This window comes from Sphingobium indicum B90A (assembly GCF_000264945.2).
GTDB lineage: Bacteria > Pseudomonadota > Alphaproteobacteria > Sphingomonadales > Sphingomonadaceae > Sphingobium > Sphingobium indicum.
Genome location: NZ_CP013070.1, coordinates 709,293 through 723,283, shown reverse-complemented (window position 1 = coordinate 723,283; position 13,991 = coordinate 709,293). Strand labels below are relative to the sequence as shown.

Annotated in this window: 6 protein-coding genes; 2 read left to right on the top strand and 4 right to left on the bottom strand. The window is 58.7% G+C overall.

The window, feature by feature from the left end; genetic code table 11:
- Position 1 precedes the first annotated feature (1 nt).
- Together SIDU_RS03610 and SIDU_RS03605 are read left to right on the top strand one after the other, a co-directional pair.
- Complete coding sequence (locus SIDU_RS03610) at positions 2 to 1,438, top strand: conjugal transfer protein TraH (protein ID WP_007688302.1); 1,437 nt, start codon at positions 2 to 4, stop codon at positions 1,436 to 1,438.
- 33 nt (positions 1,439 to 1,471) lie between these two features.
- Positions 1,472 to 4,174, top strand: coding sequence for a conjugal transfer protein TraG N-terminal domain-containing protein (locus SIDU_RS03605; protein WP_007688304.1), 2,703 nt, complete (start codon positions 1,472 to 1,474; stop codon positions 4,172 to 4,174).
- Positions 4,175 to 4,177: 3 nt separating this feature from the next.
- Here SIDU_RS03605 and SIDU_RS03600 read toward each other — a convergent pair whose 3' ends face one another.
- From SIDU_RS03600 to pglZ, 4 genes are all read right to left on the bottom strand, one after another.
- Positions 4,178 to 4,396: a hypothetical protein gene (locus SIDU_RS03600; RefSeq protein WP_039980386.1), complete on the bottom strand. Its 219-nt coding sequence runs from the start codon at positions 4,394 to 4,396 to the stop codon at positions 4,178 to 4,180.
- A 147-nt stretch (positions 4,397 to 4,543) separates the two neighbouring features.
- Positions 4,544 to 9,289, bottom strand: coding sequence for a DEAD/DEAH box helicase (locus SIDU_RS03595; RefSeq protein ID WP_050983563.1), 4,746 nt, complete (start codon positions 9,287 to 9,289; stop codon positions 4,544 to 4,546).
- 110 nt (positions 9,290 to 9,399) lie between these two features.
- Entirely contained in the window at positions 9,400 to 11,478 is a 2,079-nt protein-coding gene (gene brxL / locus SIDU_RS03590; protein WP_007688312.1) for a BREX system Lon protease-like protein BrxL, read from the bottom strand.
- A gap of 9 nt (positions 11,479 to 11,487) precedes the next feature.
- On the bottom strand, positions 11,488 to 13,989 hold the full coding sequence (pglZ, locus tag SIDU_RS03585) for a BREX-1 system phosphatase PglZ type A (protein WP_007688314.1): 2,502 nt from the start codon (positions 13,987 to 13,989) through the stop codon (positions 11,488 to 11,490).
- Between the last annotated feature and the right edge of the window lie 2 nt (positions 13,990 to 13,991).

Below are 13,991 nucleotides of genomic sequence, written 5' to 3'. Positions count from 1 at the left end.
CATGAAAAGAGCCGTCGCTGCGCTCCTTGCAGCCGCCATCCCCCTCACCCTCCCGCTGTCTGGCGCATCGGCCGATGTCGGCAGTTCGATGGACTCGTTTCTGAACGACGTCGGGGGCGCTGCCAACGTCAACGGGCCGACCGCGTTCCAGGGACAGTCTGCCGGCTATTACAGCCTCGGCAATGTCTGGACACGCTTCCCGCAGAAGACCACCAACATCGCCAATCTGCAGCTGCCGCGCGCCCGCGCCGGTTGCGGCGGCATCGACATCTTCGCCGGGTCCTTCAGCTTCATCAACGCGAGCGAGATCGTCGCGATGCTGAAGGCAGTCGCGAACAATGCGGTCGGCTTCGCCTTCAGCCTGGCGATCGACACGGTCTGCCCTGAATGCTCGAAGATCATGCAGGAGTTCAGCCAGAAGGCTCAGCTCATGAACAACCTCAACATCAACTCCTGCGAGATGGCCCAGGGTCTGGTGGGCGGAATTTGGCCGAAGGGCGACCTTGCCGACAAGGCGATCTGCGAAGCGATCGGCAACTCCGAAGGGATCTTCACCGACTATGCCGCAGCCAAGCATGGGTGCGGCACCAGAGGGCAGCGCTCGAGCACGACCGCGCAGGGGTCGGGCAAATATGACGACGTCAATCCCGGCGTGCCGCGCAACTACACCTGGACGATCCTCAAGAAGTCGGCGTTCTTCTCGCCAGGCGGCCGGTTCGACGAAGAGCTCGCCGAATATGCTATGACGCTGCTGGGCACGATCATCTACGTGCCCCCCAAGGACGATGAGCCGGGCAAGTTCGTGCCGATCGTCGGCGAAGCTTCGTCCACCCTCGTGACTTCGCTGCTGGATGGCACCGCTAATGGCAACGTCCTCATTTTCGACTGCGACGAAACGGAGAAGTGCCTCAACCCGGGCTTCAAGTCGCTGAGCCTACCGGCATCGAAAGCGCTGCGGCCGCGCGTGGCTGCGCTCATCGGCGGGATGGTTCAGGCCATCCGCGACGACACCGCGATCAACGAAGAGCAAAAGGAACTGCTGCAAGTCGCGTCCATCCCGCTCTACAAGATCCTGACCGTCCAGGCGGCCTATGGCCGGGGCATGCCGACTGACGACCGGGAGACCCTGGCCGAGATCGCCAGTGTCGACCTGCTGTTTGCCGTGCTCGACCGGATCGTGAGCGAGGCGGGCCGCTCGATGTCGAGCTTCATAGGGGCCGACGAAGCCAAGATCGCGATGTGGCAGAACCAGGTCAATGTCGTGCGTCAGGCGCTCGCTGACCGGCAGGCCAACACGCATCTCAAGGTCAATGCGGTGCTGCAGATCATCGAGAAGACGGCGTTCATCGAGAACATGCTGGCCGCCTCGATGTCGCCCGGAATGGCCGCATCGCTGGACTGGTCGCGCGGCGTCCAGAGCCGCGCCCTTACCCACTGACCGAGCCAACCACATCCAGGCGGGACAACAGACATGGTCGAGATTTTCACGGTCGGCGGCGGGGACTATCTGGTCAACGTCTTCCAGGCGGTCGCCGCCTGGACCGGCAACGGGGGCTACAAGAGCCTGCTCCAGGTGGTGATGGTAATGGGGCTTGGCCTGTCCGCCCTCACCCTTGCGTTCAATCAGGACTGGCGCGCCTGGATCAACTGGTTCCTCGGCGCAACGCTCATTTACTCCTGCCTCATGGTGCCGCGGCTCGATGTCCATGTGACCGACCGGCTCAACCCGAGCCTTGCCCCGGCCAATGTCAGCAACGTGCCGCTGGGTCTTGCCTTGATGGCGAGCTTTACCAGCCAGGTCGGCGACTATCTGACGGGCTCGGCAGAAGTGGTGTTCGGCCTGCCCGGAGATCTCAACTATTCGAAAAACGGGATGATCTACGGCGCTCGGCTCTACGATGCGACCCGGTCCTTGCGGATTTCCGATCCGGAGTTTGCTGCCAATCTCGACGAGCACTTCCGGCAATGCGTGTTCTACGACGTTCTGCTCGGCCGCTACTCGATGAAGGAGCTGGCAGAAACCGGCGACATCTGGGCGACGATCGCGCCGGGCAGTCAGGCGCGCGCGCAGCGGTTCCTGACCCGGGATGCCACTTCAGACCAGGTGAGCTCGAACATCGTGACCTGCCGCGAGGCCTACGACACGCTCAATGCGCAGTGGGCCGGACTGGTCGATGCGATGGGATCGGTGTTCGGCCGTCAGCTTTACCCCAACCAGACGGCTGCGCTCGCCAAGGCGAAGCTCTTTGCCGACCTGCCAGTGGCCTATCAGTACCTGACCGGCGTCTCGGCCAACGCGACCGAAATCTTCAAGCAGACGCTGACTATCAATGCGATGAGCCAAGCCATGCATTCGATGTCCGGCACCAGCGGCGCGGGCAATGTCGACGTCTACGCCCAGACCCGCGCCGACATTCAGACCGAGCGGACCTATGGCTCGATTGCGAGTAACGCGATGAAGTGGGTCCCGCTCCTGAACGTCGTGCTGACCGTGCTGTTCTACGCCCTCTTCCCGGTCCTGTTTCCCCTGTTCCTGCTTCCCAAGACCGGGCCTGTCGCACTCAAGGGCTATGTGACGGGCTTCTTCTATCTCGCGGCCTGGGGACCGCTATTCGTGATCCTCCACATGATGCTGATGTACAAGGGCGCGGCTGACATGAGCGCGGCCACGGGCAGCAACGGCCTCAGCCTGGCGAGCTTTACCGGCATGGCCGACGTCAACAGCGATATCGGTCTGCTGGCAGGCTATCTCATCGCATCAGTGCCGTTCCTGGCAGGGGGTGTGGCCAAGGGCGCCATGGCGATTTCCCACCATGCCACGAGCTACCTCAACCCGAGCCAGAACGCGGCCGAGGAAGCGGCCCGGGAGGCAAGTACCGGCAACGTCTCACTCGGCAACACCAGCTTCGAAAACTCGAGCGTCCTCACCCGCCAATTCGCACAAGGCACGATCGCGCCGAGCTTCACCTATGGCGCGCCGCAGACGCGGACGTTCAGCGACACCGGAGCAATGACCACGAGCTTTCCGGATGGCAGCTACGACCAGATCCCGACCTCCAGCTATCCCTTCACGCCGACGCTCGGCCAGGAATTCACGGCGCGCCTTTCGACGATGGCATCGCAGGCCCGCGCCAACAGCGAGACCTATGCCAATGTCGCCACGGAATCGACGACCAGCGCTGTCACGAAGTTCCGCGAGCTGAGAGACCAGTTGAGCCGCGGCGCGTCCTTTGAGAGCGCAACCGGCACCTCGAACTCCGACAGTATCCAGACCGCATTCAGCGAGGTCGATCAGGCATCGACCAATCTGCAGCGGCAATTCGGGCTGTCGCGCAGAGCAGCCGATGACATCACTGTTTCCTGGTTTCTAAATGGAGAGGCTGGCGCAAGTGCCGGCATCACCAATGGAGTGGCATCGGCGAATATCGGAGCCAAGGGTGGTCGTAACCAAGCATGGACCGACAGCGACATCGGCATCGCGTCCGAAGACCGTTCCCGGATTTTTGGGAGCCTGTCCCAGATGTCTGACAGCCGGAATTGGTCGAGCACCCGCGATGGGTTCGTTCGCTCGGTCAGCACCTCATCAAGCTCGTCGATCTCGAGCACCGCGAGCGGCATGAACGCATCTCTGACAGAAGCCCAGAGCTTCACAATCGAGGCTCGTCGGGCCGAGGAGCTTGCCAATCGCCTCGAGAGCCAGGCTTCTTTCTTCGAAGGAAACAGCGCTGCAGGCAGCCTCAATTTGTCCCAAGCCTACCGCGAATGGGGTCTCGCCGAGATCGAAAGCAACCGCGATTTCTATGGCAATGCGCGGTTCGACGATGTCACTTTCCAGCTCAGCCCGGAAGGCCAAGCATTGCAGGCAAAGTTCGTTGAAAACTATGCCGAGCAGGTTCGCGACGGCATCGATGATCGCCTCGTACTCGCCCCCGGGGTGCCTATAGCCCGTCCATCAGTTTCTAGCGCGGGATCTGTGCGCGGCCGGGCACAAACCGGCGGCGGCGGGGCCGGTTCAGTGCCCCGCGTACGTGCCGGCGATCTGCATGAAGAGGTGCAAAGGACCCAGGGGGCCGGTCGCCAGAAAGTTTCCGGCTCTAGGGGGCGCCTGGACGCGATCACAAAGGGGGCACAAGGCGCGAGTGCGGAGGCTGCCGATGACGTCAAAGAATGGTAGGCGTCAGGCCCTCAGAAAGTCCCAATAAATCACGAAACCAGCGAAAAGGACCAGGATAAGAACGACGGTGATACTCAGGGTCCGAGACCACGGATCAGCCCAAGCTTTCTTGATCCGATACTCCATCAGACGATTTTCACGGATCGCCTGATCTATCTCGGAAAAGCCACCAAACGCTTTTTCAGGTTTCCGGTTAGGCTCTTCGGTTTGATTGTCAGTCATGGCTGCACTCACTCTAAATTGGAGAGAACATACCAGAAACATGCGCAGCGCATAGTGCAATATCATCGTCATCGGCTCCACTGGGGAGCGGTCCGACCCAGTCCCCCTTCTTTGGTGGCAAAAGCACCCCACTTGCTGTCGGCGAGATCACTGTGAATGAAAAAACCGCCGACAATAGTGATATGCCAGTCGATCCCGATAGCTGAGTATGTTGTCCTCGACGGTAGATATCAGGCAGCTTTCCGTGCCGCCATTTGCGGGCCCTCGCAGCCCTCGTCCCACCATTTGCATATATCTGACAGGGCTAAACACGGGCCTAGAAATCAGGATCATGTCCGCCTTCGGCGCGTCGAACCCTGTTGTAAGGACGCTATGGTTGCACAGGACCTTCAACTCCCCGCTTTTGAAACGTCTGATGAAGTGCTGACGTGCCAATCTGTCCGTTTCCCCGCTCACCGCCGCGGCCGAACAGCCCGCCAGGTGGAGACGTGCAGCAAGATACTGGGCGTGCTTGACCGAGTTCGCAAATAGCAAGATCGACGACGCATCGCTGTTGAGGACGCATTCCAAGATGCGTTCGTTCCGGTCGGGATCGTTGCCGATTTCCTCGATCAAGCTGTCTGGAAGCTCCCCATACTGATCGAAATATTTGACTTGCTCGGGTGTTAGGCTGATCTGCCGATTATACCGGATCGGTGAGTAATGCAGGGCGGAGAGGACGCCTCTACGGCGTAAACGCTCATACAAGGCTTCCTGGTCATGCGGCATCCAGCGCCGATCGAATCTCGCAGCCAAACGTTGCGATTCATCGTCGTCGCGCCCTCTCCACGGAGTTGCGCTGAGCCCAATCACCGGGGGCTCGGTCTCACGCTCGCTTTCACTGCCGGTCTGGACATCGAGCCAGCGCAGCAGCGAGCTATAGCTAGGTGCAATCGCGTGGTGGCATTCATCGATCACGACGACGCCCGGCTTTGCCAGCCACGAAAGGTGAGCAACCTCTAGACGCGCATTTAAAGTCTGGATGCTTGCCACGACTACAACAGGTTCATTGCCTTCGGGCGGAGCCGGGTTGTTTTGTCCTCCCCATAGCCTGACAATTCGGAGGTCTTCGCCGGGCGCACCGACATTCACCCACAGCTGACGGAAGCATTGCACCGCTTGCTCGCACAGCTCGTCGGTCTGTGCCACCCATAAGGCGGTTCGCTTCTCGGAATTGTTCAGAACCAGTTTGACGACTGCTTCTGCAGCAACTCGGGTCTTGCCACCGCCAGTTGGCAAGCTGACGACTGCGCGGCGACGTCCTGATCTGGAATCCAGCAGCCCCCTCAGCCCTTCCAGAATTTCGTCCTGATAATCATGCAGGTCGGGAAGATCTATCGGACCGCTGATCGTGAGTTCAGGCTCGCGCCTGACGTTGGCACTGGCCGCGAACTCAGCGGGAAAACCCAGGTCAAGAACGAATAACCGGGCAGGCTCCCCCCCCCACCTTTGCGGAGGCGCCAACCCCTGCGCAGCCAAGCTGTCGGTCAGCTTGGAGAGAATACTTGGTCCGACAACAGCAAGCGCCAATCGCGCCCAATCGATGTTAGATATCCGGCTTCCTGCGGCCTGACGTGCTGGCGCTGGCAGGACCGCGATCAAAGCATCAGCCGAACTGCCGACTGCACAAAGTAACCGCTCTTCGATGGTAGGCTGACTACGAACGTGAGCCCGAGCATCGTCAACCCGCGTGGTCGCCAGCCGATCCATGAGGCTTGGCACATCAGTGAGAAGCATCCCGTGGCGGTCGAGCATGGTCAGGACGGCCAATATCCGGTCATTCCAGTTCAAGCCTTCGAAACGCTCTCGGTCGAGCAGAAACAGGCCTGTCGCGTCACGGGCAATCACTGGGCGCCCTTCGATTGGGCCTGTAGTCTCAGAAAGACCCGCAACCCAAACGGCATCCGCTTTGCGCGCATGCGCGTTCGCCAGTACCTTGTTGCCAATGATCTTTCCAAGCTCCGGGAAAATCTCACGAAGCGTTAGAGGTTCGCTCAAGCGCTCGGAGAAATTGATCTCAGCTTTCTTCTCCAATGAGCGCGCACCGGCATTTATCCACGCCTGAAGCGCTGCGGGCCCGAGACATACGACGCGGCCATCTGCTGAAACCCCATCTACAGCGACGGAGTCCTCTGTGACATAGATCTGACTGAGTGGCAGCGCGCCCTTCGAAGTCGGCACCATCTCGGGAACCTGGTCAAAGGAGGCGGCGAGCTCCCAAGCCGGTCCCAATGCGCGGAAGTCGCCTTCGTACGAGGAGAGGATTGCGAACAGGTTCGGCCAAAAGGCCGAAGCTGTCGCACTATCCATTTCAGCCTTGCTGAGACCGATTTTCAGATCAACCGGAAGGTCCAGCCACTGGTAGAATGCAGCGGCAATCACCGCCGCTGGACCGCCACCCAACGACACGGCCCCAGATAGCTCACGGGAAATGAGCTTCAACGGATAGACGGCCTGTCCGATCTGAATCCGACCAAACTCGTTCAGCCAATAGAGAAACGGATGAGGTGCAGAAAACTTCGGGTAGTTGTCCGGACGCGTTGTGTGGGCATAGGTGATCGTGCTTAAAAAGAGACGCTCGTCCCTTGCGCATTCAATCAGCTGGCGCGTCAACTCGGCAGCCAGACGCCCACCGAGCGATGGGAGCAGCCTCCATCCCAATGGCATTTCGATTCCTCGCCAAGATTCCAGCTCGAGGATGTCCAACAAATGATGCCTGGGATTGCCGGGCATCTTCCGCCAACCGGCAGACTTAACGGCAGAAAAAAACGGCGCCATTCGCTTGGCGAGAGGCTCGGTCCAGTCAGTGACGGTCACTGTTTGAGATGAAGGAAACCTCTCCCGCAAGTGCTCTGGGATCCGCAACCAATGCCCCGCGTGCCACCGCTGGTCCAACTGCTGATGCGCTGGAGCGTCTTCGCGCTCATGCTCTCCGAGAAGAAGCAATTCGCCACGAGGCACGAAGGAACCAGCCAGATTGCGCAGACAGATCTCTTCGTCACCATGGAGATCAAAGAATTCCTCGACTGCATCGTCTGGGGCAGCCTCAATGTTCAGCCAGAAATTCTCCCAACCGGTGTCATCCACGGCCCTGGAGAATGCGCTGCTAAGCAAGCCCTCCCAATCTGCATCGGCCATTGAACTCACACCGAGGCAACGCGTCAGGACATCTCGAGATTTGGGATTGGATGCGACGGTCGCCAGCACGGGAGCCCGTCCCGCTGGTGCTTCAGATGGTGACGCGATGATCGCCCTGCTCGGAGTTACCAAGCCGTCACGGAGGCTTGGGACTATGACGGGATCGTGAAGTTGCCAATTGTTCAGCTGCCGAGCTTCGAAGAGATCACCGACGAATCCAAGGAACGCGATCGCACCTTCCGCATCTTCTCGAGCTATCAGCTCCAGCCAGCTCTTCTTGCTCACCTGCTGCAGAGCGGCCAAACCCCGGTTTAACTTCAGTCGCTCCATTCCCGTCAGGCGGTCAGCTAGCTCTCGCTGAAGCGCCTCGAGCCGCGAAGCACGAGGTTTGCTCGAATAACAACTGGAATGGACCAGGTTGGCCTGGCAACTTGGGCCTGCCAGCGCGACCCAGCGCTCGACCACTTCGACTTCCTCTATCGGATGGCGATAGAGGTCACGCGCAGTTTTCAGTTGCCCGGATGTATCTGGAACGATTTCCAGATTAACAAGCTTTTCCCAAAGTGCCTCGACCAAGGGAACCGCTGGATCGTTTTGGCGATCTGGTTTGCGTGGGAGCGCCGCGATCGGTGCTCCAGGATCCTCTTCCGTGGCCAAGTAGCCTATATTCGCCGCAATGAGATCAGCGGCTGCCAGCATTAGGCACTCATTCCATGGGCCGGGTATAATGTTGGTCCGGTCGCTGTTGAGCTTCCAGGGTGCATTCAATATCCCACTCGCCAAGGTAGGCGTGTTTGTCGGGAAAAATGCCCAAAACCGACCTTGGCTTTCCCGCGCTCCTAGAGGGACAGCCCACGCCAATGGCACCTTGTCGCGAGCCTGAAGGTGCTGAGCGTCGGATAATGCATCAGGATCGGTTATTGCGACGGTCTCGTTGAAGACCCGCCAGCGCTCGTCCTTTGTACCGTCGGAAGTGACGATTTCGTCATTCTCGCGCCGCTTGCTGATGCTTCGGACCTTGCCAAACCCGAATTCGAGGGTCAGTTCAACATCTGCGCCGAGGAAGAGAACGAACTCCTGCGGGAAGTCTTCCATTTCCTTGGTCAGGCGCTCGTACGCCTTTTCATCGGTAATGGTCGCCGACACCACAGTCGTCGCCCACGCGAAATCGGCGTACTTCCAGAGAGGGCTATCCTCAGCGTTTGGATCGAGAACCTGCGCCAGTCGCATGCCTGGAGCGCGGGCATTGGCTGGCAATCCCAGATGTTCTCGGATCTTCGCACGGCACCAATCCGGATCAAACCGAAGCCCGATCGAACGGCTGACAATATCAACGATTCCGCCAAGTTTCAGTAGTGATTTGAAGCCGATACCGAACCGGCCGATCTGCCCCGCCCGCTTGGCCGAGCTTCGAGCATTCAACAGTGCGACGATGCCGTCTTGGTCCAACGGCGCCCCAGTGTTGGCCGCCAATAGCCGTGTAGGTTCCAAACGAACATGAATGCGTCCGGATGCCTCCCCTGACTCTTGAATGGCATCGGCTGCGTTCTGAACGAGCTCGAACAGTTGGCGATAGGCATAACCGCCCGAAAGGACCTCAATTTCCGTTTCAAAATGCTCATTCGCATCGCGAGGCTGCGCTTCATAGGCACGCAGCCGTCGGCTACATTCATCATCTACAAAATCGGCAAGCTTCGATCGATCGCAATCCAACACAGACCCGCCCCTCGGCCACTGTTCATAACAATGCAGCTAAAAATTCTATCTCACACCTTCTTTGAGATCTAACCGCAAAACCCGACTCTGCTTCCTTTGAGATTGAAATATCAAACAGAGTTATTCTTCAGGTAGATAACTTCGAAAGCCTTTACAGAACGGAATTGCTGCAGCCGATTGGCGAAGCTGAAGGCATCATTGAGCTCGTACTGTTGGAAAATGTCCAAACCCCGATCGAGGGCAATTTTCCAACCAGTGTCGGTCACGATGTGGCGCGCGTGGATCGTGTTGGTCTCGTCAAACTCCCAAGTGAACGTGATGCCGACGCCTTCGCAAGATGCGGCGATCGCACCAAGGTTCTCGGTTTGCTTTTCGGGACGTATCCCGTCCACGCATGTGACGAGGTGTACCTCGACCTCATCTGCGGGTGACTTGGCTTTCGCAAGCGTTTCGATGAACTCCATCACATTTCGAACCTGATGAAAGGCTCGGATGTAAGGATCGGTGATCGTGATCTTCTGAACTCCGACCAGATAGGGGCCGAACAGATTGTCGAAGGTCACGCCTCTTTGGTTTTCGTTGTATGTGAAATGGCCAGTCTTCGGGCCCTCTGAAACCGAGGTGACTGCTGTTGCGCCTGCGTCGAGCTGGGGCGCTGCTGCTGCTTCAGACGCGTCATCGCCTGTAGGCTCGGTTATTGGGAGGCCAAGCCCTCCAGCGCGCCGGTAGTAAAAGCTCGGAAACTCGTTTTCCTCGAGCGTTGCCACTTTCACCTTTTCGCCATTCTTGCGCGAAAATGAGAAATCCACGTCCGGGTAGGTGGCGTCGAGCCGCATGAGCTGATCTTTGACCCGCTTGCGACCTTCCAAGGCGAGCTTGAGAATCTCCTCCATTTCATCCGGCGTCGCTTCACCAGTTGGGAAGAGGATCTTCATCAGGCCGGAAAAGGTCTTGTGAACCCCATCCCGATCGCGGGTCGAGATATCCGACGACAACTCAAAGTTCGACCGGTAGCGGTCCGAATAGTCGTCGTTGCGCAGATGGCGAAGGATCTCGGCAAGGTAATCGACGACAAAGCCGTATCCGTTGGAAAACATCTCGCCGCGGATCACACCGACCTCCCAGCCAGGGATGTAGGTGTGCAGTCGGTCAATGAAGGCGGAATCGTAGTACTTGTCGGGTAACTCGTCGAACAGATCGGTGTTCTTGAGCATGTAGGGAACCGTGTGTTTGGTGTTCCCGACAAAGACCATGGAGGCCTCGGCACCCAGCGGTTCAACACCGCGAGAGAAGGTCTTGTTAGCCATGTAGTTCTTGAGGATGTCGACCAGTGCTTTGTCGACCTTCTTCTGCTTGCCCGCGAACTCGTCGAGAGCCACCACATCCCAGTAGCCGACAAGGCCCAACTTGCCGGAACTGTTGCTAACGAACAGCTTCGGCACCGTAACCTCGCCCCCCGAGATCAGGATCCCGTGCGGTGAGAATTCTGAGTAGATGTGCGATTTGCCGGTGCCCTTCGGGCCCAGCTCGATCAGGTTGTAATTGCGTTCAACGAACGGGATCAGACGCATCAACTGGATTAGCTTGGACCGACGACCGAACATCTCCGGGTCGAAGCCGACGGTCTGGAAGAGAAGGTCAATCCATTCATCGGTTGTGAAGCCTTTGCGGGCTTCCAGATATGCTTCGTAATCAAAATGCGACAGCTGGATGGGCTTCATCGTGCCTAAGATCCAGGGGGTCACATTCTTGTCTTCGGTGTAGTCGTACTCGATGTCGGCGATGCACCAGACCCCACCAACCAGAAGCTTGGGATGGGTCTTTACGGTTCCGGAATCGATCAGGACCTTGGATATGCCAAGATTGGCAAAGCTTGCTTCGTAGGTATCGCTCTTTTCATTGAGGGCAACGCTGATCCGATCAATGATTTTCCAGCGACCTTTTTCGCGGATATTGGACTTGATGAGTCCAGCCTCATTGCGATGGACGTAGTGCTTTCGCAGGATCTCCCGAACTGTCTCGATGCCTGATTGGATCGACGCCTCATCGTTGGTCGCACAATATTGGCCGAGCAGATATTCCAACACGTAGGTCGGAACGATCGCATTGCCCTTGACCGCCTTCACCAGGTCCTTGCGGACCACAAGGCCGGGGAAGCGTTCGTTGATCTTGTCATCAAGTGCGGTCATGCCGGCCTCTCAGAAATCAAAGTCGTTGGTGAAGCTGCGACGCAGGATGTAGCGCGCACTTCTATATTCGCTGTAGTGCGATGTGTCCCCGTGCTGCTCTTCCAAGCGCAGGACCACCTCCTGGCCGTTGCAGTCGTCAGCCTTGCGAGACAGCAGGAAGCGGACCGGGTGCTCGCGCTCCCGCGGATTTTCAGACCGAAAATCGAAAACGAGTTCGTGGCTGTCTGAAATCAGTTCACCCGATTGCGAGAATATTCCGGCGCGCAAGCGGCGTGCCTGCGTCTTCTCAGTCGCCGGAACGGACTGGTAGAATCTGACCGATATCTGGCTGGCCGTAATGACCTGATTTGTGCTGCCAATGATTTCGACATCGACAATGGACGTGTCACTCTGACGCTTCTTGTTGATCCGGACGACTGGAACTACCGCCTCCTGCAGCGTGGCACCGCCGTGCACGAAGCGGCTACCTGAGCCCTTAAGCCGCAGGCGATTGATCGACTTGGGGATCAGGATTTCAACATCACCCTGCAACCTCGCCTCTCCCGACTTGTAGAGCCTGAGCCCCTGTTGGGGTTTCAGGCCACGTCCAAGCACAAAGCGGCGGTTGCGGAACAAGATGGTGTCGCCCACCACTTCAGAACCCGAAAAGTCGCTCTCATCGATGGGCCGGTGCTGGTAAATGAAGCCATGGTCTGCGGTGATCAGCAGATTGTTGGCATTGGCGGCCGCCAGCTTTTTGACCAGCTGAACCAGCTCGTCGAGCGTCTTCTCAGCAGCCTCGAATACTCGATCCTCCGTGGCCGGTTTGTCGCCGGTCGCATCGATGAGATTGTGGTAAACATAGATCACGTCGTGATCGCGAAACAGCGCCCGGTAGTCATCTCGCTGCATCTTAAGGAGGTCGTCGGCCAGCAATGCGGTCGTCCGGTCGCCCTCTCGTCCTTGGGCCAGGATTTTCCTACGGTTTTCGGAGCCCTGGGAGCTCTGCCCATCCACGATCACCGCGCTGGTATCGTTGTCAGCGATACGTATGTCGCGGTTGGGAAGCAGCGAGGCCATGCCGAGTTGGGTATAGGTCGGCAGTGATCCCAGCATCGGCTCGATCTCTGCGTCATAACGATCGAGCCCACGGACACGAGCCAATAGCTCCTCCGCCACCTCATACCGCATGGCGTCCGATATGATGACGCAGATCTTCTGGTCCTTCTGGCGATAAGGAACGACTTGGGTAGCGTAAAAAGTCCGCTGGGCCGGCACAGGGGCGGCATCCCACGTCGGTGCTGCATCGACATGTACCTGCCAGCTGTCGTTGAGGCGAAGCAGGTAGCTGTTCACATAATGGTTCTCTACCTGCTCATAGAGCTCGGCCATCAAGCTGGCCTGACCCGATTTCTGCATGTGGTAGATGAACTTGCGGTAGAGCTGGTCGATGCGGAACCAGTTTCCGGCATAGCGGCTGACGCCTTCAGCGAGGCTGGTCATGCCAAGGTTCACTTGCGCCATCGCCGCGTGGAATTCAGCCGCGAAGCCGATCGCCTCATAGAGATCTCGGAAACGGTCATACCAGTAGCTCTGGCGGCGCTGGCGGATCCAGCTTGCCACATCTCCGGCGGCAAGCGTGCAAGCAGAAACCCCGCGAACTAGCGCAACGATGATCGCCCGATCGATGTCCTCGAAATAGTCGAGTTCGATGAGGTGTCGGAAATCGCGTGTTTCCAGATCAGTCCGCACGCCCAGCACACTGGCATAGGAGGAGGACAGCGCCTCGAAGGCCTGAGCCGCGTGACGGTTGTTCTTCCAGCGGCGGAAGAACACCAGTGCCTCGGGCGAGAGGCCTCCCGCCTCTCCCAGCCCCATGGCATAGCAGGCCTTGAACAGAGAGACCGCGAAATCCTCAACGCTGGGCTGAACGGCCGTATAGCCATAGTGCCGCCCCATCTGGTCCCACAGGAAGGCGCCAAGCCCGGCCCGCTCGATCAGGCGGATGGCTTCGTCGGTGTCCACCGCGAGGTCGGCCAGCAGTCTCTCGACAACGGAATCGAACCCGCCTTCGCCACCGGCGCAAACGCTTAGCATCTTCAGGCGCAACGCGCTGGCCGTGTCGTCGTTGCGGGCAAGTCGCTTTAGCTGTTCGAGCCTGCGGGCCGAGCGGAAGAACTCCGCATGGGCGCGCACCACATCCTCAAGTCCCAGCCCAAGACCCAGTTCGGACAGCCACAGGGCTGCCTGGTCGGCCTTGAACGTACCATGGGCCAGCTGCACATCGAGTAGCCAATTGTGAATCTGCGCCGGCTCAGGCCCTTCGCGGTAGATCAGGAAGCGCCCCTGCGGCACCTCGCGCAGGATCCTGTGCTTCACTGCGAACTCGTTGTTGGCGAGCTGGATCTTCTCGACACCGGGCAGCTCCAGTGTCTCGAATGTCTCCCGCAACTCCCTCGCCGCATCGGTCCAGAACACGATACGGTGACGGTCGAAAGCCGCTTCCAGCCCTTTTGCGATGCGATCATTCATGC